A 23,263-nucleotide genomic window follows, 5' to 3' on the forward strand; every position below is an offset into this window, starting at 1 on the left:
CTACGTTTGTTTTTCCCAAAATGACTTAGGTGCGTGCTTTAGGTGGTGAGTGTATCGGTTCTTATCTGGGTCCCAATCAAAATAGAGACCAGAGTTTCGTTCTCCGATTGACGACGATTCTACATCAGACACGTCTAGAGAGTATGAAAACAAAAGCTTTGAAGTCTTGCTGCCCAAGAAGTGAGCGTAAACGTCTAATCGGTATGTGCCCGAAATAAAGTTGAATGGGTTGTCGCCTTTTGGAGCCAAGAAATGATGGTAGGCTTCGACTCCTGTATCCCCGACAAAGAGACCGCTGCCTCTTACAAGCTGGTCACGCTCGCCATATACCCAGACATTAAAACTCTGCGTTATGTCTTCGCAGGTGAGCTTTACATAAACGTTTTCGACCACTCGTCCTCGTTTGGAGGTTGCAAATAGTAAGGTTCGCAGAAAGACTTTTGGCCATGCGGCCGTATCGTCGTCGCGGGGCTGGTCGTATCCGAAAAATATCTGTGTTGGCCGCGTCATCTTGACCGTGCCGCGCCGAAAAAGCGTCAGCCAAGCGGTCAAGATCGAGAGCGCTAATGCAAATGCTGAGATTAGCAGCGCTAATATCGACAATATATTAGAGGCGCTGCCATTCATTTTATATTGCCATGGCGCACTTCGTGTCGCGTATCGAACTGCGCTTGTTGATCTGCGTAAAGTGATAATTCGCTAACATTAAAGAGGGTCTTACGGGCTGTCAGAACGCGTTCGTATATTGCTTCGTCGCTTTCAGCGTGAGTAGCCAAAGTGAGTAAGACGTTTCCTGTATTGGTCGCTTTGAAGACGATGCACTCGCCGGTAACCTTCGGATCGATGCCTGATTTGCGCGCGGCATGAAGCCTAAATGCATCGATTGTCGCCGCGTACGCAATCAGAGCGTCTAAATCGACAGGCCGACCTGCTGGACTGGTAGCGATCCTCTCTTGCACCAGCTTTGCCAGTTCTGGCGCATTTCGTCTGACGGAGTTTTCGATGTTTTTCGCAATAAACATCGGCGAAAAGAAATGTTTGTGATGGAGGCCCCGTAATATCTTTCCACGGTAGGGCGTCTCACGCTTGGTAAAGTGCGTGTCAGTTTTTCCGTCGAGTTCGGCGATGGCGTCCAAAATCTGATGAGAATGGAAGTGATGCCATTGACCTGCATACACGTCTCCGATGCGACAGGCATGCAGGGAAAGCTGATGAACAAATAGTTCGGAAACCTTGGATGTTGGCCGGGCTTTGAGATAAAGCCATCCAAGTATCTCCTGCCGGCAATACATATAATTGGTGTTGTTTAAGTGAGAAGTATTTGAGCTTTTATGGTCCTGTGCCACCGGCTTGCACCCCTCACTCCGCCGCCTGCATGCCCTTCTTCTTCCGCCGCCCCGGCGCCTCCCGCTCCAGCACCGGCTTCAAATACTGCCCCGTATAACTCCGCTTCGCCTTGACGATGTCCTCCGGCGTGCCGGCCGCGACGATCTCGCCGCCGCCGTCGCCGCCCTCGGGGCCGAGGTCGATCACCCAGTCCGCCGTCTTGATCACTTCGAGATTGTGCTCGATCACCACCACGGTGTTGCCGGTGTCGGTGAGCTCGTGCAGCACCTCCAGCAGCTTGGCGACGTCGTGGAAGTGCAGGCCCGTCGTCGGCTCGTCGAGGATATAGAGCGTGCGGCCGGTGGCGCGCTTCGACAGCTCCTTGGCCAGCTTGACGCGCTGCGCCTCGCCGCCGGACAGCGTCGTCGCCTGCTGGCCGACATGGATGTAGTCGAGGCCGACGCGGTGCAGCAGCGCCAGCACGTCAAGCACGCGCGGCACCGCCTTGAAGAACTCGAGCGCCTCTTCCACCGTCATGTCGAGCACGTCGGCGATCGACTTGCCCTTGAACAGCACCTCGAGCGTCTCGCGGTTGTAGCGCTTGCCCTTGCAGACGTCGCAGGTGACGTAGACGTCGGGCAGGAAGTGCATCTCGATCTTGATGACGCCGTCGCCCTGGCAGGCCTCGCAGCGGCCGCCTTTGACGTTGAACGAGAAGCGGCCGGGCTCGTAGCCGCGCGCCTTCGACTCGGGCAGCGCCGCGAACCATTCGCGGATCGGCGTGAAGGCGCCGGTATAGGTCGCCGGGTTGGAGCGCGGCGTGCGGCCAATCGGCGACTGGTCGATGTCGATGATCTTGTCGATGTGCTCCAGCCCCTCGATGCGGTCGTGCGGCGCGGGCGCCAGCGAGGCGCCGTTGAGCTTGCGCGCGACGGCGTTGTACAGCGTGTCGATCAGCAGCGTCGACTTGCCGCCGCCGGAGACGCCGGTGACGCAGGTGAACAGGCCGAGCGGGATCTCGGCGGTGACGTTCTTCAAGTTGTTGCCGCGGGCGTTGACGACCTTGAGTTGGCGGCGCGGATCGGGCCGGCGGCGTTCGGGGATCGGCACGCCGAGCTCGCCGGAGAGATATTTGCCGGTCCATGAATTGGGCGCGGCGATGAGGTCGTCGACATTGCCCTCGGCGACCAGATGGCCGCCATGGATGCCGGCGCCGGGGCCGATGTCGAGCACGTGGTCGGCGACGCGGATCGCGTCCTCGTCGTGCTCGACGACGATGACGGTGTTGCCGAGGTCGCGCAGGCGCTTGAGGGTTTCCAGCAGCCGCGCATTGTCGCGCTGGTGCAGGCCGATCGAGGGTTCGTCGAGCACGTAGAGCACGCCGGTCAGGCCGGAGCCGATCTGCGAGGCCAGCCGAATGCGCTGGCTCTCGCCGCCGGACAAAGTGCCGGAGGCGCGCGCGAGCGTCAGGTAATCGAGGCCGACGTCGACCAGGAAGCGCAGCCGCTCGCGGATCTCTTTCAAAATGCGCGCGGCGATCTCCATCTGTTTCGCCGTCAGGTCCTTCGGCAGGTCGGTGGCCCATTCGCCGGCCTTGCGCACCGACATGTCGGAGATGTCGGCGATGGTCTTGCCGGCAATCTTGACGCACAGCGCCTCGGGCTTGAGCCGCGCGCCGTGGCAGGCGGCGCAGGGCACGTCGGTGAAATACTTTTGCAACTCCTCGCGCGCCCAGTCGCTCTCGGTCTCCTTGAAGCGGCGCTCGAGATTGGTGATGACGCCTTCGAACGGCTTCTTGGTGGTGTAGCCGCGCAGGCCGTCGTCATAGGTGAACTTGATGTCCTCTTCGCCCGAGCCGTACAGGATCGCGGTCTGCGTCTTCTTCGGCAGGTCCTTCCATTTGGTGTCGAGCGTGAAGCGGAAGTGCTTGCCGAGCGCTTCCAAAGTCTGCGTGTAATAAGGCGACGACGACTTCGCCCACGGCGCGATGGCGCCCTTGCCGACCTTGGCGTCCTTGTCGGGGATGACCAGCTCGGCGTCGATGTGCTGTTCGAGGCCGAGACCGCCGCATTCCGGGCAGGCGCCGAACGGGTTGTTGAACGAGAACAGGCGCGGCTCGATCTCCGGAATGGTGAAGCCGGAGACCGGGCAGGCGAACTTCTCGGAGAAGATCAGCCGCTCGGCGTTCTCGTTGCGGCCGGCATTGGCCTTGGCGCGCGTCGCCTGCGTGTCGGCGAGTTCGACCACCGCGAGGCCCTCGGCGAGCTTCAAGGCCTGCTCGAGCGAGTCCGCCAGCCGCGTGCCGATGTCGGATCGCACCACGAGGCGGTCGACGACGACGTCGATGTCGTGCGTGAACTTCTTGTCGAGCGGCTTGACCTCGCCGATCTCGTGAAAGGCGCCGTCGATCTTCACGCGCTGGTAGCCCTTGCGCATGAACTCGGCCAGTTCCTTCTTGTACTCGCCCTTGCGGCCGCGCACGACCGGCGCCAGCACATAGAGGCGCGTGCCGTCCGGCAGCGCCAGGACGCGGTCGACCATCTGCGACACGGTCTGGCTTTCGATCGGCAGGCCGGTCGCCGGCGAGTAGGGCACGCCGACGCGCGCCCACAACAAGCGCATGTAGTCGTAGATCTCGGTGACGGTGCCGACGGTCGAGCGCGGGTTCTTCGAGGTGGTCTTCTGCTCGATCGAGATGGCCGGCGACAGGCCGTCGATCTGGTCGACGTCCGGCTTCTGCATCATCTCGAGGAACTGGCGCGCGTAGGCCGACAGCGACTCGACGTAGCGGCGCTGGCCTTCGGCATAGATGGTGTCGAAGGCGAGCGACGACTTGCCCGAGCCGGACAGGCCGGTGAACACGACGAGCTGGTCGCGCGGGATGGTGACGTCGATGTTCTTGAGATTGTGCTCGCGCGCGCCGCGGATGCTGATCGTGTGCTCGCGCGCGGAGCGGGGGCTGTTCTTCGGGTCGGGCATGAAAACCTGCAAACGAAACCACGCCCCCGGGCGATGCGCGGCGGCTGTTTGATGTGTCGGACGTTGATCGGAACGTAGGAAGAACGATGGCCTTTTGCCAGTGCGCCCGGTGGATTGTGCATGCAATCCACCGCTGCAAAGCAAAAGGCCGGCCCGAAGGCCGGCCTTGAGCTAGCGATAGGGCGCCCCGCCGCGGGCGCGGTTCCGGCTTCAGAAGCGGTAGTTCACGCCGAGACGGACCATGTTGGTCTTGTACGTGATCTCGCTGTCCGCGCCGCCGCCGCAGGTCGCGGCGTCGCACGTGACCTTGCCGAGGTCGACGTAGAGATATTCGACCTTCGCCGACCAGTTGTTGAAGAAGGCCCATTCGACGCCGGCGCCCGCCGTCCAGCCGATGTTGGTCTTGTCGACCGATCCGCCGTTCGCCGCGGTGCCCTTGATGTTGCCGAATGCGGCGCCACCGGTGATGTAGGGCAGGAAGCGGTCGAAGGCGTAGCCGACGCGGCCGCGGCCGGTGCCCAGCCAACTGTTCTTGGTCGTGCAGCCCGGGGCGCCGCAGGGGGCGCCGGCAGCGCCGCCGGTCGTCGATCCGTCGACCCAGCTGGCGTCGACGTCGCCTTCCAGGCCGAGGACGAAGTTGCCGGTTTGCCAATTGTAGCCGAGGGTGCCGCCGAGCAGATATTTCTTGGTGTTGAAGCTGATGTTGCCGGCGACCGGGTTGTTCCAGTCGCTATGGCCCCAGGCGTAGCCGCCGTTAAGGCCCAGGTAGAAGCCGGTCCAGCTGAACACGGCCGGCGCGATATAGACGGGCGCCTTGTACGCGGGACGGGGCAGGTCGGCGGCGAGCGTGGGCGAAGCCCAGGCAGCAGCCAGCAAGCCAGCGAGCCCGAACAAAGTGAGACGTTTCATCGATTGCCTCCTGTGGGGTGTTTCGGCCGAAAACAACTCACGCTGGTGGCGGACGCTATATGTTGTGGATGATTCGAACTGTGACATTTACAACACACATTTACTCAATTACCGCACCGAATCAGTTGCCTAGCGGCGCCGAACCGACTAGAACAAAAAAAGAACATCGCTTGTGGCTGCGGCAACAGCGGTTCCACCGACGGTAAGCGCAGCGCTGTGGATTAGGGGCGAACGCGCTTGCCGCTCGCGAAGGCGGGTCTAGGGTGGGCGGTCGTTTCGATCAGCCGCGAAGTACGGTCGTTAGAGCGCCGGCGCAGTCCGGCATGTGGAGGCCGGTGCAGTCCGGCAGTGGAGAGAGTCATGGCAGGCAGCGTCAACAAGGTCATTCTGGTCGGCAATCTCGGGGCCGATCCGGAAGTGCGGCGCACACAGGACGGGCGGCCGATCGTCAATCTGCGGATCGCGACATCCGACACCTGGCGCGACAAGGCGACCGGCGAGCGCAAGGAAAAGACCGAGTGGCATCGCGTCGTCATCTTCAGCGAAGGCCTCGCCAAGGTGGCCGAGCAGTACCTGAAGAAGGGCGCCAAGGTTTACATCGAGGGCGCGTTGCAGACGCGCAAATGGCAGGACAAGGACGGGCAGGACCGCTACTCGACCGAGATCGTGCTGCAGGGCTTCAATTCGACCCTGACCATGCTCGACGGCCGCGGCGGCGCCGGGGCCGGCGCGGGCTCCGACATGGGCGGCGGCGATTTCGGCTCGCCCGGTCCGACCGCGGCGCGGCGTCCGGCCATGGCCGGCGCTGGCGGCGGCGGCAAGCGCGACGACATGGACGACGAGATTCCGTTCTGAACGGACGTCGCACGCGTCATTTCAACCGCGGCGCGGCACGGAGCTGAGCCCAGGTAGGTCGGCAGTCGTCAATCGACAGCCGATTGCCACAACCGCAGCTTGTATGCTTTGATCGCGCTGCCGCTGCGGCCGTGCCGCTACGTCGCGCGTCAGGCTGCGGCGCCATTGGAAGGAGCCAGGTTCACATTCGGCAACATTGCGGGGGAGGGGAAAATGTGGGGCCTTCTTGGCAATCTCGTACGAAGCTTTCTGCTGCTGCGCGACCTGTTCGGCTATCTGATCCCCGGCCTCGTCTTCGTCGCGAGCGTCGTCTACTACATATTTCCTGACCACTTTGCGAACAAGTCGCCGCTGGCGATCGCAAAGCTCGCATCGGACGCCGTCAGGAACTGGCCAATCCTGATCACGCTGATCATCGGCGCTTACGTCGCCGGCCATTGTCTCGTGGCGATCGGCTATACGCTTTATGACATTGTTCGCTTTGTTCGCGGTCGCATGAAGCCGCTGTCGGACGACGAACAGAAAAAGAAAAAAGAAGAAGCCGCCGCTGTTCGTAAGGACCTTCTCTTCTACCGATATGGCTATCCAGACCTGTTCATCGAGCGCGACCGCCGCGCCACGATCAATATCCTGCGCATCGGTCTCGCGGTGGTGTTGGTGATCGACGGGTTCGTGTGGCCATTCCCTTACGGATGGATCACCCTCGGCGTCGGTCTCCTGATGGTGTGGAACGGCTGGACCGGCAGCAAGCACGTGGGCGACGAGACGGTCGACGCGCTCGCGGCCGGCAAGGATCTGATCGCCGCCAGCAAGCCGTTCCTCGCGCGCAGCTGATGTCCCGGCGTCTCAGCCGCGGCTGAACAACGCCGACAGCGCCGTTGCGCAGATGCCCTGCGTGACGAAGTAGTTGGCCTGGTCGAGATGGATCTTGTTCGGCAGCGCGAATAAATGCGCGCCGACCGGGATGAGGGCCAGTGCGGTCAACATCAACGCGAGCAATTGCGCGATCTTCATGTCAGCGCCGTTTCCGAAGTGATGCGAGCACAACGGATGCCGCACGGAGCGGTTCCCGCGGCTCAGGTCGCGAGCGCGGCGCGCACGCCGTCGATGACGTATTGCACGGCGAGCGCCGCGAGCACCACGCCGATCAGTCGCTGCAATACGTTGTTACCGGTGGTGCCGAGAAGCTTCGCGATCGGCGTCGCCGCGACGAAACAGAGGAAGCATGCAGAGCAGACGACGACGATGACGCCGAGCAGCAGCGCGATGCGGATCGGATCGTGAGCGGTGCGCCCGGACAGCAGGACCGATGCGGTGATCGCGCCGGGCCCGGCCATCAGCGGGACCGCGAGCGGGAAGGCGGCGATATTGCGCACGCGCTCTTCGAGCGCGTCCGCGGCCTCCTGCGTCTGCCGGCCGATGCGTACGCCGAACACCATCTCGGAGGCGATCGAAAACAGCAGCAGGCCGCCGGCGATCCGGAATGCGGGCAGGGTGATCGACAAGGTGCGCAGCAGCCAGTCGCCGATCAGCGCGCTGCCGGCGAGGATCGATGCGGCGATCAATGACGCGCGCACCGCGACCGAGAGCCGCGCGGCCGCCGGCATGCCGTGGGTGATGCCGAGAAACGTCGGCACCAGGCCGATCGGATCGACCACGGCGACCAGCGTGACCAGGGCGGAGACGAGAAACTCGTACGGCATCTCGACATGATGCCGCGCGTCAGGCGCGCGGGCTACCTCTATCTCGGCTTCGATTTCGGCCGGACCGCGCTACACTGAGCGCGCTTGCGGAGAGGCGCGCGACGTGACGACGGCGATTTCATGGAGCGGCGGCAAGGACGGCTGGCTGGCGCTGCTGCGCGCCCGGGCGGCCGGCCAGGACGTGCGCTACGCGCTGACCATGTTCGACGACAGCGGCGAGCGCTCGCGCTCGCACGCGGTGCCGCCCGATCTGATGGCGCTGCAAGCGCGTGCGCTCGGGCTGACGCCGGTCGCCGTGCGCGCCTCCTGGGCCGGTTATGAGGATGCGCTCATCGTTGCGCTGCAGGGGCTCGCCGCGCGCGGCGTCGACCGGGTCGTGTTCGGCGACATCGACATCACCGCCCATCGCGCTTTCGAGGAGCGGGTCTGTGCGGCGGCCGGCCTCGAGGCGATGTTGCCGCTGTGGCAGCAGGACCGCCGCGCATTGGTGACGGAGATGTTCGGCCGCCGCTTGAAGGCGATCGTGGTGACGACCGCAGACCGCTTCGTCGATGGCGACTGCTGCGGCCGTCCGTTCGACCCATCCTTCGTGGCGGCGCTGCCGGCCAATGTCGATTGTTGCGGCGAGAACGGCGAATTCCACACCTTCGTCACCGGCGGCGAAGGCTTTGCCGCAGAGCTTCCGGTCATGGCGGGGCCCGCCTATGCGCGCCCCGCCAGCTTTGCCGGCGCGGCGGCCGGCTACCATTTTGCGCGCCTGCGGTGCGTCGAAACCGCGCCCGCCTGAAGGCCAGCCCGCAGCCGTTCAGAGGGCATCGGCGCGGCGCGCGAGGGCCTGGATCGCCGGCCACCACCGCAGCTTAAAAACCTAGTCCAAAGCATTGAAAATACGGAAATAATTACCACATTTCCGGAGGCCGTTCCGGTAGCCAAGCGCGTCTGAATCGGCTAGATAAATCCGTTGATTCCAAGCTTCCAGGAAGCCCCTACTTGCCCGACAACGACACGCCTAAATCGGGGGACGGCAGTCCTTCCGACATCCGCCCCGTCTCCATCACCGATGAGATGAAGCGTTCGTACCTCGATTACGCGATGAGCGTGATCGTGTCGCGTGCGCTGCCCGACGTGCGCGACGGCCTGAAGCCCGTGCACCGGCGCATCCTCTATTCGATGCACGAGCAGGGGCATACGCCCGACAAGAAATACGTCAAATCGGCGCGCGTCGTCGGCGACGTGATGGGTAAATATCACCCGCACGGCGACAGCGCGATCTACGATGCGCTGGTGCGCATGGCGCAGGACTTCTCCATGCGCCTGGAGCTGATCGACGGGCAGGGCAATTTCGGCTCGGTCGACGGCGATCCGGCCGCGGCGATGCGCTACACCGAATGCCGCCTCGACAAGGCGGCGATGGCGCTGCTCGACGATATCGAGCTCGACACCGTTGATTTCCAGCCGAACTACGACGGCAACGAGAAAGAGCCGGCGGTGTTGCCGGCGCGGTTTCCCAATCTGCTGGTCAACGGCGCCGGCGGCATCGCCGTCGGCATGGCCACCAACATCCCGCCGCACAATCTCGGCGAAGTGATCGACGCCTGCTCCGCGCTGATCGACGACCCGGCGCTGTCGATCGACGATCTCATCAACATCATTCCCGGACCGGACTTCCCGACCGGCGGCATCATCCTCGGCAAGGCCGGCATCCGCAGCGCCTATCACACCGGCCGCGGCTCGGTCGTCATGCGCGGCAAGGTCGCCTTCGAGACGATCCGGAAAGAACGCGAAGCGATCATCGTCTCCGAGATCCCATACCAGGTGAACAAGGCGTCGATGGTCGAGCGCATCGCCGACCTGGTACGCGACAAGAAGATCGACGGCATCGCCGACCTGCGCGACGAATCCGACCGCGACGGCTATCGCGTCGTCATCGAACTAAAGCGCGACGCCGAGCGCGAGGTGGTGCTGAACCAGCTCTACCGTTTCACGCCGCTGCAATCCTCGTTTGGCTGCAACATGGTCGCGCTCGACGGCGGCCGGCCGCTGACGATGAACCTGCGCGACATGCTGCAGGCCTTCATCGCCTTCCGTGAAGAGGTGGTGTCCCGGCGCACCAAGTTCCTGCTCAACAAGGCGCGCGACCGCGCCCACGTGCTGGTCGGCCTCGCCATCGCCGTCGCCAATATCGACGAGGTGATCAAGCTCATCCGCGCCTCGCGCGACGCCAGGGAGGCGCGAGAGGCGTTGATGGCGCGCGACTGGCCGGCCAAGGACATGATCAACATGGTGCTGCTGATCGACGATCCGCGGCACACCGTTTCGCCGGAGGGCACGACTCGCCTGTCGGCCGAACAGGCGCAGGCGATCCTCGATCTGCGCCTGCAGCGGCTCACCGCGCTCGGCCGCGACGAGATCAAGGAAGAGCTGGACAAGCTCGCTGCCGAGATCGCCGACTATCTGGCCATCCTGCGCTCGCGCGCCCGCATCCAGGGCATCATCAAGACCGAGCTCGCCGACGTGCGCGCCAAGTTCGCCACGCCGCGCCGCACCGAAATCGCCGGGGAAGAGGCGGAGGTCGAGGACGAGGACCTGATCCAGCGCGAGGACATGGTCGTCACCGTCTCGCATCTCGGCTACATCAAGCGCGTGCCGCTCTCGACCTATCGGGCGCAGCGGCGCGGCGGCAAGGGCCGCGGCGGCATGCAGGTGCGCGAGGAGGATTTCGTCTCGCGCCTGTTCGTCGCCTCGACGCACGCGCCGGTGCTGTTCTTCTCCTCGCGCGGCAAGGTCTACAAGGAAAAGGTCTGGCGGCTGCCGATCGCGGCGCCGCAGGCGCGCGGCAAGGCGCTGATCAACATCCTGCCGCTCGAAGCCGGCGAGACGATCAGCACGATCATGCCGCTGCCGGAGGACGAGAAGTCCTGGGGCGCGCTCGACGTGATGTTCGCCACGACCAAAGGCACGGTCCGCCGCAACAAGCTGTCCGACTTCGTCGACGTGCGCCGCTCCGGCATCATCGCCATGAAGATTGCCGACGGCGAGGCCATCGTCGACGTGCAGATCTGCACCGAGAAGGACGACGTGCTGCTCACCGCCAATGGCGGCCAGTGCATCCGCTTCGCGGTGCCTGAGGTGCGCGTCTTCGCCGGCCGCACCTCGATGGGCGTGCGCGGCCTCACCCTGGCCGAGGACGACAAGGTCATCTCGATGACCATCCTGCGCCATGTCGACGTCACCGCAGAGGAGCGCATGGCCTACCTGAAGCGCGCCAATGCGGTGCGGCGCGGCACGGCGGCCGAGGAAGAGCCGGTCGCCGCGGAGCCCGAGGAGGGCGCCGAGACCACGGCCAACGGCATCGAACTCGGCGAGCAGCGCTATGTCGAACTCTCCGCCGCGGAGCAGTTCGTGCTCACGGTTGCCGATCGCGGCTACGGCAAGCGCACCTCGTCGTTCGAGTACCGCACCACCGGCCGCGGCGGCAAAGGCATCGTCGCGATGTCGCTGACGCCGAAGACCGGGCGCATCGTGGCCTCGTTCCCGATCGAGGAGTCCGACCAGATCATGCTGGTTACCGACCAGGGCAAGCTCATCCGTACGTCGGTGTCGGGCATCCGCATCGCCGGCCGCTCGACGCAAGGCGTGATCGTGCTCGATACGCACGAGGACGAGCGCGTCGTCTCGGTCGAGCGGCTGCTGTCGGAGGACGACGGCGACTGACGCTTAAGGCGCCGTGCCGGCGACGGCCCAGGCGCTGGCGGCGAAGGAGCGCGGACCGTCGGCTTCGCCGCCGCAATAGGCGGCGTTGAGCGCGGTCCTGAAGCGTTCGCGCGGCTCTGGCTTCAGCGAATTGACGTAGGCCGCGAGCGGCCCGTCCTTGCCGGTCACCGGCTTCCAATAGTCGGCGAAGTCCGCGTACTCCATGCGGATGGTCAGGTAATCCTCGCGGATGTCACCGAAGCCCGCTTCGCGCCAGGCCGCGGCCAGTTCGCCGGGCCGCGTCATCGGATGGGTGTAGTAGCGCGAGCGGTTTGTCTCCGCGCCGGGATCGAGCGCCGCCGCCGTGTCGAAGAAGATGCGGTTGCCGACGTAGCCGCCGCGCGCGTCCCACACGGTCGCGGCGACGGTCGCGCCCGGCCGCGCCACGCGGCGCATCTCGGCGATCGCCTTCTTCGGCTCACGCACGTAATGCAGCACCAGAAGCGACAGCACGCGGTCGAACGCATTGTCGGCATAGGGCATGGCGCAGGCGTCGCCGGTCTCGAACGTGACCCGCGCCTGCGTGCTCCGGCGCCTGGCGAAATCGACATAGGCCTGCGAAAAATCGATGCCGGTGATCCGGCTTTCCGGCGCGCGGGCGGCGAGCGTGAAGGCTAGGCTGCCGGTGCCGCAGCCGACGTCGAGCACCTTTTCGTCGTTGGCGTGGCCGGCAAAATCGAGGAACAGCGTGGCCAGCCGGCGGCTCCAGCGGCCCATCGACAGTTCGTAGCCGTCGCCGTCGGCGGCGATGAAGGTGGAGGAAGGCGCGGGGGTCGTGTCCGGCATGACCAAACTGTAGTTCGCTGGGGTGACGAGTCAATTACGCGCGCTGTCGCGGCAATATGCAGGATCGGCGACACTGGACATCGCCGCCGAGAGAGAGATTATTGCTGCGCCGTCAATGCAGCGAGTAGCCCGCGATGAACTGGCATCTGTTCTCCGCCTTCCTGCTGATCACGGTCGTGCTCTTCCTCACGCCGGGGCCGATCGTGACGCTGATCATCGCCACGGCGGCGCGCAGCGGCACGCGCGCGGCGCTGGTCACGGTCGCCGGCGCCTCGACCGGCAACGCGGTGCTGCTGGCGCTGATCGCACTCGGGCTCGGCTGGATCCTGAAGACCTCGGCGCAGGTGTTCGAGGTGATGCGCTGGCTTGGGGCCGCCTACCTGATCTGGCTCGGCATCCAGGCCTGGCGCAGCGCGGGGAGGGCGAGCGCGCTGGCGCCGCCGGCGGCGCACGTTCACGCGCGACGCGGCTTCGTCGTCGCCATGACCAACCCGAAGACCATCGCCTTCTTCACCGCCTTCCTGCCGCAGTTCATCGATCCGACGCTGCCGGTCGCGCACCAACTCGTGGTGATGTGCATCTGCTCGGTGACGCTCGGCAGCATTCTCGATTGCGGCTGGGCGGTCGCCGCCGGCTACGGGCGCAGCGTCTTCGTCAAGCCGCAGCACAACCGGCTGCTCGGCCGGCTGTCGGCGCTGGCACTGATCGGCGGCGGCGTGTGGTTGTCGCTGGCGCGGCGGCCGGGCTGACGGCCGCTACTTCTGCGCCAGGTTCAGTTCCTGCACGATCGGCTGCCACTTCGCCGTTTCGGATTTGATGAAGTCGCCGAGTTGCTGCGGCGTGCCGCCGCGCGGCTCGGCGCCCAACTTGGCAAGCGTCGCTTTCATCGGGTCGCTGGTCACCGCCTTGTTGGTGGCGGCATTGACCTTGGCGATGATGTCCGCCGGCGTGCCGCGCGGCGCCAGGATCGCCGTCCACGCGCCGGTGGTGAGCTGCGGGAAGCCCGCCTCCACCATGGTCGGCACGTCAGGCAACGCCGCAGCGCGCTTGGACGAGCCGACGGCGATGGCGCGCACTTTGCCGGCCTTGATCAGCGGCAGCGACGTGCCGATGACATCGAAAGTCAGCTGCGTCTCGCCGGTCATCACCGCGCTCAGCGCCAGGCCGCCGCCTTTGTAGGGCACGTGCACGATGTTGGTGCCGGAGAGCTTCTTGAACAGCTCGGCGGTCAGATGCGGCAGCGTGCCGATGCCGCCGGTCGAGTAGTTGAGCTTGCCCGGGTTTGCCTTGGCGTAGGCGACGAGGTCGGCGACCGACTTGATCGGCAGCTTGGGATTGACCACCAGCACCTGCGGCGTCTCGGCGATGAGCGCGATCGGCGCGAAATTGGCGGCGCTGTAGCCGGCGTCCTTGTGGATCATCGGGCTCATAATGAGGCCGCTGGCCGCCGTAATGTGCAGCGTGTAGCCGTCGGGTGCGGCCTCGGCCGCGATCTTCGAGCCGATGATGTTGCCGGCGCCGGGCTTGTTCTCGATGTAGACGTTCTGCCCGAGGATCGGGGACAGGCTGTTGGTCAGCAGCCGCGCCATCGTGTCGACCGGGCCGCCGGGGGGCGTCGGTACGATCACGCGGACGGGGCGGGTCGGATAATCGGCAGCCTGCGCGGAGACCGTCAGCGCAAAAGCGGCCACGGCCGCGGCGATGAAGCGACGCATTGTCATCCTCCCCGAAGAGCGGGATCTGACTGTCCCGTCGAGTCGGATGTTATCGCGCGCGGGCAGCGCGCGTAAATGCATGTGTCGGCTTTATCGGAGGCGGTCGGTGGTGACGAGACGGATGTGCGGGTTGCCGAAGCGTGTACCGACGCAGTCGAGGTACGGCCACGGCCGGTCGGCGCAGGCCTTGATCGCTGTCGCCTGCGGCGCCGCGAGCGGGCCGGCCGATACGCCGCCACTCGCGCCAAGCGATGCGAAGGTCGCCACGGCGGCGATGGCCGCGGCGGACAGGACCATCAGGACCGGCTTGACGACAGGCTTGAGCATGACGACCTCCCCCAATCTCTCTTCTTTGGTCGCGTCGACCGGGACGGCGGTTCAACGTGCGCAGGCGGGGAAAGTTCTCCTGCTGACGCGACCGTGATAGGCGCTTGACCAGAGGCCCCGCCTTGCGGCGGCGGTATCGGCGGGCTAGACCCAAGCTATGCCGCGGATCGCTCTCTACGCGGGGTCGTTCGACCCCGTCACCAATGGACATGTCGATGTCGTGCGCCAGGCGCTGCGTCTGGCCGACCGGCTGGTGCTGGCGATCGGCGTGCACCCGGGCAAGGCGCCGCTGTTCGCCGCCGACGAGCGGCTGAAGATGCTGGACGAGACCTTCGCGCCGCTCGCGCGCGAGATCGGCTGCGAGATCTCATGCGTCACCTTCGCCGATCTGGTCATCCAGTGCGCCAAGCGCGAGAAGGCGACGATGCTGATCCGCGGCCTGCGCGACGGCACCGACCTCGATTACGAAATGCAGATGGCGGGCATGAACGGCGCCATGGCGCCGGAGGTGCAGACCGTGTTCCTGCCGGCCTCGCCGATGGTGCGCCCGATCACCGCCACATTGGTCCGCCAGATCGCCGGCATGGGCGGCGACGTCTCCGCTTTCGTGCCGGCCGCGGTCGCGGCGCGGCTGAAGACCAAGTTCGCCGGCCGCGCCGGCGCCTGACCATCACTCGACCGTTCCGGGAGCCCTCATGACCACGCGCCGCTTTGTCCTGTCGCTCGCCGCGAGCCTGCTTGCCGCCGGCCTCGTCTCGCCGGCGCTGGCGCAATCGTCGAAGCTGATGAACCCGGCCGCGCTGACCGAGCAGGCGCCGGCCACCTACAAGGTGAAGTTCGACACCAGCAAGGGCGCGTTTGTCATCCAGGTGACGCGCGCCTGGGCCCCGGTCGGCGCCGACCGCTTCTACAATCTCGTCAAGAACGGCTTTTTCGACAACGGCCGCTTCTTCCGCGACATCGCCGGCTTCATGGTGCAGTTCGGCCTCAACGGCGATCCAGCGGTGAACGCCAAGTGGCGCGTCGCCCGGATCCCCGACGACAAGGTTGCGCAGAGCAATACGCGCGGCATGATCACCTTCGCGACCTCCGGGCCGAACGCGCGCACGACGCAGGTGTTCATCAACTTCGGCGACAACAGCAATCTGAACAGCATGGGCTTCGCTCCGTTCGGCCGCGTCGTCTCGGGCATGGATGTCGTCGACAAGCTCTATTCCGGCTATGGCGAGGGCGCGCCCAACGGCGCCGGTCCCGACCAGGGCCGCATCCAGCTCGAGGGCAATGCCTATCTGACCAAGAGCTTCCCCAAGCTCGATTACGTGAAGAAGGCGACGATCGAGAAATGACAATCGTGTCGTCACCGGGCATAGCCGTTCGAAAGAACGGCGTCTCTTCGAGACGCCTATGTTCCGGTGGCCCCGATCAGGCGGGCACCGTGCCTCCCTGGGCGAGATGGCCGGGTCAGGCCCGGCCATGACAACAGATAGGTTTTAAATTCAAAGGAGATTTCAAATGGCCAAGCCGGAAGACACACTGACGCTCGAGACCACGCAGGGGCCGGTGGTGATCGAGATGCGTCCGGAGCTCGCGCCCGGCCACGTCGCCCGCATCAAGGAACTGGTGAAGGACGGCTTCTATGACGGCATCGTCTTCCATCGCGTCATCGACGGCTTCATGGCGCAGACCGGCTGCCCGCAGGGCACCGGCACCGGCGGCTCCGGCAAGAAGCTGAAGGCCGAGTTCAACGCCGAGCCGCACGTGCGCGGCACCGTGTCGATGGCGCGCGCCGCCAACCCGGATTCCGGCGACAGCCAGTTCTTCATCTGCTTTGACGACGCCCGCTTCCTCGACAAGCAGTACACGGTCTGGGGCAAGGTGAGTTCCGGCATGGAGAACGTCGACAAGATCAAGCGCGGCGAGCCGGTGCAGAACCCGGACAAGATCGTCAAGGCGACGATGGGGGCGTAAGTTTCGCTCTCCCCGCTGCCCGGGGAGAGGGTGGCGAGCATTGAGCGCCGCGACATGCGAGCCGGGTGAGGGGGCCTCTCCGCCAAATGCCGACGTTGACGCCCCCTCACCCGACGTCCTCGCTTGCGCTCGGACGTCGACCTCTCCCCGCAAGCGGGGAGAGGTGAGAGAAAACCATGCGCACCGACCTCTTCGATTTTGACCTGCCGGCGGACCGCATCGCCTTGCGGCCGGTTTCGCCGCGCGACGCCGCGCGGCTGCTGGTGGTCAAGCCCGGCGCGCAGAACGGGGATGTGCTGGCGGACAAGGCGATCCGTGATCTGCCGGACCTGCTCGTGCCCGGCGACTGCCTGGTGGTCAACGACTCCAAGGTGATCGCGGCGCGGCTGAAGGGGCGGCGGATCGGGCGGGGCGAGAGCGAGCCGTCGATCGAGGCGACGCTGATCAAGCGGGTCGACGGCTCGACCTGGAAAGCCTTCATTCTCGGCGCCAAGAAGGTGCAGGTCGGCGACATGCTGCGCTTCGGCGACGAGGGCAAGGTCTGCTTCCTCGGCCAGCTCGACGCTCAAGTTTCACATAAAGATGAAGGCGGCGAGGTAACGCTCTCGTTTTCCTTCCACGGGGCCGTGCTCGACGACGCCATTGCCGAGCGCGGCGAGGCGCCGCTGCCGCCCTATATCGCCTCGAAACGCGCGCCCGACGAGCAGGACAAGGCCGACTACCAGACCGTCTTCGCCCATGACGAGGGCTCGGTCGCGGCGCCGACCGCCGGCCTGCACTTCACCCCGGAACTCTTGGAGCGGCTCGCGGCCCGCGGCGTCGCCCTGCACAAGGTGACGCTGCACGTCGGCCCCGGCACTTTCCTGCCGGTGAAGGCCGACGATACGTCCGGCCACAAGATGCATTCCGAGTTCGCCATCCTAACGGCGGAGACCGCCGCGGCGCTTAACGCCGCGCGCGCCAAAGGCGGCCGTATCGTCGCCGTCGGCTCGACAGCGCTGCGCACGCTGGAGAGCGCGGCGGGTGAGGACGGCGCGCTCAAGCCGTTTGCGGGCGAGACCGACATCTTCATTACGCCCGGCTACCGCTTCAAGGCCATCGACCTGATGCTGACCAATTTCCATCTGCCGCGCTCGACCTTGTTCATGCTGGTCGCGGCCTTTTCCGGCCTCGAGACGATGCAGCGGGCGTACAAGCACGCGATCGAGGCGGGGTATCGGTTCTATTCGTACGGCGATGCGTGTTTGCTGCATCCGCAGCTTCGCGCCCCGGACGCGGTGCAGCACGCGCCGAAGGCGACGTGATGCACCGCAGATCCTGGGCCCAGCTTGCTTTAGAAGAAGCCGGGGTCCCGGGTCTGCGTCGCATCACTGCGTGCTGCGCCGCGCCCGGGACACGAGGCCGTGCCTGACGACAAAACGATGACCACCCCCTTCACCTTCACCCTGCACAAGACCGACGGCATGGCGCGGCGCGGCGACTTCGTCACGCCGCACGGGCGTGTGCAGACGCCGGCTTTCATGCCGGTCGGCACGGCCGCGACGGTGAAGGGCCTGCACCCGGAGGACGTGGCGGAAACGGGCGCGGAGATCGTGCTCGGCAACACCTACCATCTGATGCTCCGCCCGGGTCCGGAGCGGGTCGCCGCGCTTGGCGGCCTGCACAGCTTCATGAACTGGCCGCTGCCGATCCTGACCGACAGCGGCGGCTTCCAGGTCATGTCGCTGTCGTCGTTGCGCAAGCTGACCGAGCAGGCCGTGACGTTCCGCTCGCATCTCGACGGCACCATGTTCGAGCTGTCGCCCGAACGCGCGATCGAGATCCAGGCGCTGCTCGGCGCCGACATCTCGATGCAGCTCGACGAATGCCTGAAGCTGCCGGCCAGGCGCGAGGAGATCGAGCGCGCGATGGCCTTGTCGCTGCGCTGGGCCGAGCGCTCGCGCCGCGCTTTCGAAAGCCGCATCCGCGCGGGCTACGCGTTGTTCGGCATTGTGCAGGGTGGCGACGACATTCCGCTCAGGCAAGAGAGTGCGCGCGAGCTCGTGAACATCGGCTTCGAGGGCTACGCCATCGGCGGTCTCGCCGTCGGCGAGCCGCAGGAGGTGATGCTCAAGGTGGTCGAGGAGACGACGCCGCGGCTGCCGGCGGACCGGCCGCGTTACCTGATGGGCGTCGGCACGCCGCACGATCTCATCGAGGCGGTGGCGCGCGGCATCGACATGTTCGACTGCGTCATGCCGACGCGCAACGGCCGCCACGGCATGGCCTTCACGCGGTTCGGCCAGATCAACCTGTCAAACGCGCGCCACGCGGACGATCCGCGCCCGCTCGACGAGGCGAGCCCGCATCCGGCGGCGCGGACCTATTCGCGCGCCTACCTGCATCATCTCGTGAAGGCCAACGAGATCCTCGGCGCGGTGCTCTTGTCGACGATCAACATCGCCTATTACCAGGCGCTGATGGCCGGCATGCGCACGGCGATCGAAGAGGGGCGCTTCGCCGATTTCCGCGCCGCGACGCTGGCGGGCTGGGCGCAAGGCGACATTCCTGCTGTGTAGACGGCGGGGTTGTGCCGTGCGGGCGGCTTGGCTAAGCAGCGGCAAACGAAAGGCCCCGCCGATGAACGTCCGCCCCGAGTTCCTTCAGCATCGCCGCAAACCGACATTCAATCTGCCGGCCGGCGCCACCGACGCACACTGCCACGTGTTCGGCCCGGGCGCGGTGTTCCCGTACGCCCCGAACCGCAAGTACACGCCGGACGATGCTCCAAAAGAAATGCTGCGCGCGCTGCACGACCATCTCGGTGTCTCGCGCGCCGTGATCGTGCAGGCGAGCTGCCACGGCATCGACAACCGCGCGATGATGGACTGCCTCGCCTCCGATCCGAAGCGCTATCGCGGTGTCGCAATCGTCGACGACAGCTTCGGCGACAAGCAGTACGACAAGCTTCACGCGGGCGGCGTGCGCGGCGTGCGCTTCAATTTCGTGCGCCATCTCGGCGGCGCGCCGGACATGGGTGTGTTCAACCGCGTCATGGACCGCATCAAGGGCCGCGGCTGGCACGTCGTGCTGCACCTCGACGCCGGCTCGATCGAGCCGCTGTCGGACCTGATCAAGGCGCTGCCGCTGCCTTTCGTCATCGACCATATGGGCCGCGTGCCGGCCAAGGACGGCGTCGAACAGGCGCCGTTCAAGCGCCTGCTCGAGATCGCCAGGCGTGACAATGCCTGGATCAAGGTGTGCGGTTCCGAGCGCATCGACATGCCGCCCTACGACAAGGCCGTGCCGATTGCGCACGCGGTCATCGAAACCGCGCCCGACCGTGTGCTGTGGGGCACCGACTTCCCGCATCCGAATCCGACACACGCAGCCGACGAGGCCGACCTGGTCGATCTCGTGCCGCAGTTCGCGCCCGACCCCAAGCGCCAGCAGGCGCTGCTGGTCGACAATCCGGCGCGGCTCTACGGCTTCGCCTGAGCTCTGGGACTGACAAGCAAGGACATCTGTAATGAGTGACCGTGATTTCGGGGCGGTGCGCATCGCGCGCCGCGCCGCGCTGATGCTTTTTCCCGCCGCACTGCTCGCGCTGTCGCCGCTCGCGGCGGCACAGGCCAAATATCCCGACAAGCCGATCCGGCTGATCCTGCCGTTCGGTCCCGGCGGCGTCGCCGACGTCACCGCCCGCATCGTCGCCGACAAGCTGAGCCAGAAGCTCGGCGAGCAGGTGGTGATCGAGAATATGCCCGGCCCCGGCGGCATCAACGCCGCCCGCACCGTGGTGCGCGCGCCGGCCGACGGCTACACGCTCGGCCTCGTGTCGAACGGCACCGCCATCAGCGTCGACATGTTCGAGCATCTGCCGTTCGACCCGGTGAAGCAGTTCGCCATGGTCTCCGAGATCGGCTCGTTTGATCTCGTCGTCGCCGTCAGCGGGCAGTCGAAATACAAGACGCTGCAGGACCTGATTGCCGCGGCCAAAGCCAATCCGGGCAAGCTCAACCTCGGCACCATCGCCGTCGGCTCGACGCAGAACCTCGGCGCCGAGCTGTTCAAGTCGATGTCGGGTGCGAACATGGTGATCGTGCCGTACAAGAACTCGCCGGACATCGTCGTGGCGCTGCTGCGCGGCGACGTCGATGCGACGCTGGAATTCACCCCGGCGGTGCAGGGGCAGGTGAAGGATGGCAAGCTGCGCATCCTCGCAAGCTCCGGCCTCAAGCGCTCGCCATTCCTCAAGGACGTCCCGACCGTGGCCGAATCCGGCGTGTCCGGCTACGACGTGAGCTCGTGGAACGGCATCTTCGCTCCGACGGGCACGCCGAAGGACGTGATCGACACGCTCAACAAGGCGATCGCCGACGTCGTGGCGATGCCGGATGTGAAGGCGAAGTTCGCCACGCTCGGCGTCGTCGCCGAGGCGAGCACGCCGGATGAGCTGATGGCCCGCATGAAGGCGGACATCACGAAGTGGGACGCCGTCATCAAAAAGGCGGGCATCCCGAAGAAATAAGTGGCGCTTGACGCTGCCTGCGGGACGGGGCCGGTGCGACATCGCCGGCCCCGTTTTCGTGAGGCGCGCGGTTGGCAGGTAGGGCCGCGACCCTCTATGCTCCGCCCGCCATAACAAGCCTGAAGCGAACAAGCCCAAATCGGGATGTAGGGAGGATTCCACCGTGATTTCCAGGATTTCCATGACGTCGAAATGGGTGCGGACGCTCGCTGGCGCAGCCTGCGCGGCACTCCTGTCGCTGACGCTCGCGCCGTCATCGGCGCAGGCCAAATGGCCGGAGAAGCCGGTCAGGATCGTGCTGCCCTTCGGCCCCGGCGGCGTCGCCGACGTCACCGCGCGCATCCTCGCCGACCGGCTGAGCAAGAAATTCGGCCAGCAGGTTGTGATCGAGAACATGCCGGGCCCGGGTGGCATCAACGCCGCGCGCGCGGTCGTGCAGGCGCCGCCGGATGGCTACACGATGGGTCTCGTGACGAACGGCACCGCCATCAGCGTCGCCGCCTTCAATCATCTGCCGTTCGATCCGACCCAGTTCCAGATGGTGTCGACCATCGGCCTGTTCGACCTCGTCTTCGCGGTGAAGGGTGACTCGCCCTACAAGTCGCTGAAGGACTTCATCGACGCGGCCAAGGCCAGCCCCGGCAAGCTCAACATCGCCACGATCAGCGTCGGCGGCACGCAGAACCTCGGCGGCGAGCTGTTCAAGTCGTCGGCAAACCTCAATGTCGTGATCGTGCCGTACAAGAACTCGCCGGACGTTGTCGTCTCGGTGCTGCGCAACGACGCGCAGATCCTGGTCGAATTCCCACCCGCCGTCGCCGGCCAGGTGAAGGACGGCAAGCTGCGCGTCCTGGCGATCTCGTCCGCCAAGCGCTCGCCGCTCGAGCCGAACATCCCGACCGTCGCCGAGTCCGGCGTGCCCGGCTTCGAGGTGACGTCGTGGAACGGCATCTTCGCGCCCAAGGGCACGCCGAAGGCGGTCGTCGACGCGATGAACGCGGCGATCCGCGAGGTCGTGGCGATGCCGGACGTGAAGGCAGCCTATGCCAAGGTCGGCGTCATCGCGCAGGCGAGCACGCCGGACGAGCTGATGGCGCGCCTGAAATCGGACATCACCAAGTGGACGGCGGTGATCGACAAGGCCGGCATCCCGAAGAAGTGACGCGCGCCGCCGTTCGCTCACGCGCGGCGAGGGCGGGCGGCGCCATTGCAATGACTGGCATCGGACTGCGGCCGGCCGGCGGGCGCAGCCCGTTCGCCGTATGAGAGACACGATGCGCCTGGACCGCTGCTTCAATTTCCACGACTTCCGGGCGCTGGCGCGCCAGCGCCTGCCGGGGCCGATCTTTAACTACATCGACGGCGCCGCCGACGACGAGACGACGTACCGGCGCAACACGCAAGCCTTCGAGGACTGCGACCTCGTGCCGAGCGTGCTCGCCGGCGTCGCCGACGTCGACCTGTCGGTCACGGTGATGGGGCAGAGGCTGTCGCTGCCGTTCTATTGCTCGCCGACTGCGCTGCAGCGGCTGTTCCATTATGAGGGCGAGCGTGCAGTGGCGCGCGCGGTCGAGAAGTTCGGCACCATGTTCGGCGTCTCCTCGCTCGGCACGGTCAGCCTCGAGGATCTGGCGAAGAATTTTTCGTTCCCGCAGGCCTACCAGTTCTATTTCCACAAGGACCGCGGCCTGAACCGCGCGATGATGCAGCGTGCCAAAGAGGCCGGCGTGCCGATCATGATGCTGACCGTCGATTCCATTACCGGCGGCAACCGCGAACGCGATCTACGCACCGGCTTCTCCATCCCGCTCAAGCTGACACTCGGCGGCATGGCGCAGTTCGCGATCAAGCCGCGCTGGGCGATCGAGTATTTTACGCATGAGCGCTTCCGCCTGCCGCAACTCGAGGAGCATGTCGACATGGGCGGCGGCGCCATGTCGATCGGCGATTACTTCACCAAGATGCTCGACCCGTCGATGACATGGACCGACGTCGCCGAGATGGTGAAGCAGTGGGGCGGCCAGTTCTGCCTCAAGGGCGTGATGAGCGTCGAGGATGCGCGGCGCGCCATCGACATCGGCTGCACCGGCATCGTCGTCTCCAACCACGGCGGCCGCCAGCTCGACGGCTCGCGCAGCGCGTTCGACCAGTTGGCGGAGATCGTCGATGCGGTCGGCGACCGGATCGACGTGCTGATGGACGGCGGCGTGCAGCGCGGCTCGCACGTGCTCAAGGCACTGTCGCTCGGCGCCAAGGCGGTCGGCGTCGGCCGCTATTACCTGTTTCCGCTCGCAGCAGCCGGTGAGGCGGGGGTCGAGCGCGCGCTGCTGCTCATGCGCACCGAGCTTGAACGCGACATGCGGCTCATGGGCTGCACCAATGTCGGCCAGTTGTCGCGCAAGAACCTGCGCTTCCGCCCGCGCACCGCCTGA

23 protein-coding genes are annotated in these 23,263 nt (G+C 65.7%); 14 read left to right on the forward strand and 9 right to left on the reverse strand.

Going from position 1 to position 23,263, the window contains the following annotated elements; genetic code table 11:
- The 4 genes from VGV41_RS01630 to VGV41_RS01645 form a co-directional block, all read right to left on the reverse strand.
- The gene (locus VGV41_RS01630) at positions 1 to 627 is read right to left on the reverse strand and encodes a hypothetical protein (protein WP_326861903.1); all 627 of its coding nucleotides are present in this window, start codon (positions 625 to 627) and stop codon (positions 1 to 3) included.
- Entirely contained in the window at positions 624 to 1,346 is a 723-nt protein-coding gene (locus tag VGV41_RS01635) for a hypothetical protein (protein WP_326861904.1), read from the reverse strand. Before VGV41_RS01635 ends, VGV41_RS01630 begins: the two co-directional genes overlap by 4 nt.
- A 13-nt stretch (positions 1,347 to 1,359) precedes the next feature.
- A complete protein-coding gene (gene uvrA, locus VGV41_RS01640) occupies positions 1,360 to 4,305 on the reverse strand; it encodes an excinuclease ABC subunit UvrA (RefSeq protein ID WP_326861905.1) in 2,946 nt (981 codons plus the stop codon).
- Positions 4,306 to 4,515: 210 nt separating this feature from the next.
- Complete coding sequence (locus VGV41_RS01645; RefSeq protein WP_326861906.1) at positions 4,516 to 5,214, reverse strand: outer membrane protein; 699 nt, start codon at positions 5,212 to 5,214, stop codon at positions 4,516 to 4,518.
- A gap of 360 nt (positions 5,215 to 5,574) precedes the next feature.
- On the opposite strand from VGV41_RS01645, the gene VGV41_RS01650 reads away from it, so the two are divergent.
- Both VGV41_RS01650 and VGV41_RS01655 read left to right on the forward strand, forming a co-directional pair.
- On the forward strand, positions 5,575 to 6,069 hold the full coding sequence (locus VGV41_RS01650) for a single-stranded DNA-binding protein (protein WP_326861907.1): 495 nt from the start codon (positions 5,575 to 5,577) through the stop codon (positions 6,067 to 6,069).
- Positions 6,070 to 6,282: 213 nt separating this feature from the next.
- Entirely contained in the window at positions 6,283 to 6,903 is a 621-nt protein-coding gene (locus VGV41_RS01655; RefSeq protein WP_326861908.1) for a hypothetical protein, read from the forward strand.
- Between the two features lie 12 nt (positions 6,904 to 6,915).
- Here the strand turns inward: VGV41_RS01655 and VGV41_RS01660 are convergent, their stop codons facing one another.
- Both VGV41_RS01660 and VGV41_RS01665 read right to left on the reverse strand, forming a co-directional pair.
- Complete coding sequence (locus VGV41_RS01660; RefSeq protein ID WP_326861909.1) at positions 6,916 to 7,083, reverse strand: hypothetical protein; 168 nt, start codon at positions 7,081 to 7,083, stop codon at positions 6,916 to 6,918.
- A 62-nt stretch (positions 7,084 to 7,145) separates the two neighbouring features.
- Positions 7,146 to 7,772, reverse strand: coding sequence for a MarC family protein (locus VGV41_RS01665; protein WP_326861910.1), 627 nt, complete (start codon positions 7,770 to 7,772; stop codon positions 7,146 to 7,148).
- 103 nt (positions 7,773 to 7,875) lie between these two features.
- Here VGV41_RS01665 and VGV41_RS01670 point away from each other — a divergent pair, with 103 nt between their 5' ends.
- Positions 7,876 to 8,559: a hypothetical protein gene (locus tag VGV41_RS01670; protein ID WP_326861911.1), complete on the forward strand. Its 684-nt coding sequence runs from the start codon at positions 7,876 to 7,878 to the stop codon at positions 8,557 to 8,559.
- A 203-nt stretch (positions 8,560 to 8,762) separates the two neighbouring features.
- Positions 8,763 to 11,486: a DNA gyrase subunit A gene (gene gyrA / locus VGV41_RS01675; RefSeq protein ID WP_326861912.1), complete on the forward strand. Its 2,724-nt coding sequence runs from the start codon at positions 8,763 to 8,765 to the stop codon at positions 11,484 to 11,486.
- A 3-nt stretch (positions 11,487 to 11,489) separates the two neighbouring features.
- On the opposite strand, the gene VGV41_RS01680 is transcribed toward gyrA, so the two are convergent.
- Entirely contained in the window at positions 11,490 to 12,311 is an 822-nt protein-coding gene (locus tag VGV41_RS01680; RefSeq protein ID WP_326861913.1) for a class I SAM-dependent methyltransferase, read from the reverse strand.
- Positions 12,312 to 12,445: 134 nt separating this feature from the next.
- Between VGV41_RS01680 and VGV41_RS01685 the strand changes: the two genes are divergently transcribed.
- A complete protein-coding gene (locus VGV41_RS01685) occupies positions 12,446 to 13,060 on the forward strand; it encodes a LysE family translocator (protein WP_326861914.1) in 615 nt (204 codons plus the stop codon).
- A 6-nt stretch (positions 13,061 to 13,066) separates the two neighbouring features.
- Here VGV41_RS01685 and VGV41_RS01690 read toward each other — a convergent pair whose 3' ends face one another.
- Both VGV41_RS01690 and VGV41_RS01695 read right to left on the reverse strand, forming a co-directional pair.
- Entirely contained in the window at positions 13,067 to 14,026 is a 960-nt protein-coding gene (locus VGV41_RS01690; protein ID WP_326861915.1) for a tripartite tricarboxylate transporter substrate binding protein, read from the reverse strand.
- Positions 14,027 to 14,116: 90 nt separating this feature from the next.
- A complete protein-coding gene (locus VGV41_RS01695) occupies positions 14,117 to 14,353 on the reverse strand; it encodes a hypothetical protein (RefSeq protein WP_326861916.1) in 237 nt (78 codons plus the stop codon).
- Positions 14,354 to 14,510: 157 nt separating this feature from the next.
- Here VGV41_RS01695 and coaD point away from each other — a divergent pair, with 157 nt between their 5' ends.
- The 9 genes from coaD (at position 14,511) to VGV41_RS01740 (ending at position 23,263) form a co-directional block, all read left to right on the forward strand.
- On the forward strand, positions 14,511 to 15,020 hold the full coding sequence (coaD, locus tag VGV41_RS01700; protein ID WP_326861917.1) for a pantetheine-phosphate adenylyltransferase: 510 nt from the start codon (positions 14,511 to 14,513) through the stop codon (positions 15,018 to 15,020).
- A 28-nt stretch (positions 15,021 to 15,048) separates the two neighbouring features.
- Entirely contained in the window at positions 15,049 to 15,699 is a 651-nt protein-coding gene (locus VGV41_RS01705; protein WP_326861918.1) for a peptidylprolyl isomerase, read from the forward strand.
- Positions 15,700 to 15,865: 166 nt separating this feature from the next.
- Positions 15,866 to 16,321, forward strand: a complete 456-nt coding sequence (locus VGV41_RS01710) for a peptidylprolyl isomerase (RefSeq protein ID WP_326861919.1) — start codon at positions 15,866 to 15,868, stop codon at positions 16,319 to 16,321.
- A 176-nt stretch (positions 16,322 to 16,497) separates the two neighbouring features.
- A complete protein-coding gene (gene queA, locus VGV41_RS01715; RefSeq protein ID WP_326861920.1) occupies positions 16,498 to 17,625 on the forward strand; it encodes a tRNA preQ1(34) S-adenosylmethionine ribosyltransferase-isomerase QueA in 1,128 nt (375 codons plus the stop codon).
- A 117-nt stretch (positions 17,626 to 17,742) separates the two neighbouring features.
- Complete coding sequence (gene tgt / locus VGV41_RS01720) at positions 17,743 to 18,879, forward strand: tRNA guanosine(34) transglycosylase Tgt (RefSeq protein ID WP_326861939.1); 1,137 nt, start codon at positions 17,743 to 17,745, stop codon at positions 18,877 to 18,879.
- A gap of 61 nt (positions 18,880 to 18,940) precedes the next feature.
- Entirely contained in the window at positions 18,941 to 19,798 is an 858-nt protein-coding gene (locus VGV41_RS01725; protein ID WP_326861921.1) for an amidohydrolase family protein, read from the forward strand.
- Positions 19,799 to 19,829: 31 nt separating this feature from the next.
- The gene (locus VGV41_RS01730; protein ID WP_326861922.1) at positions 19,830 to 20,831 is read left to right on the forward strand and encodes a tripartite tricarboxylate transporter substrate binding protein; all 1,002 of its coding nucleotides are present in this window, start codon (positions 19,830 to 19,832) and stop codon (positions 20,829 to 20,831) included.
- Between the two features lie 181 nt (positions 20,832 to 21,012).
- Complete coding sequence (locus VGV41_RS01735) at positions 21,013 to 21,993, forward strand: tripartite tricarboxylate transporter substrate binding protein (RefSeq protein WP_326861923.1); 981 nt, start codon at positions 21,013 to 21,015, stop codon at positions 21,991 to 21,993.
- Positions 21,994 to 22,105: 112 nt separating this feature from the next.
- Positions 22,106 to 23,263: an alpha-hydroxy acid oxidase gene (locus VGV41_RS01740; protein WP_326861924.1), complete on the forward strand. Its 1,158-nt coding sequence runs from the start codon at positions 22,106 to 22,108 to the stop codon at positions 23,261 to 23,263.

The sequence above is a fragment of the Pseudolabrys sp. genome (genome assembly GCF_035943735.1).
GTDB lineage: Bacteria > Pseudomonadota > Alphaproteobacteria > Rhizobiales > Xanthobacteraceae > Pseudolabrys.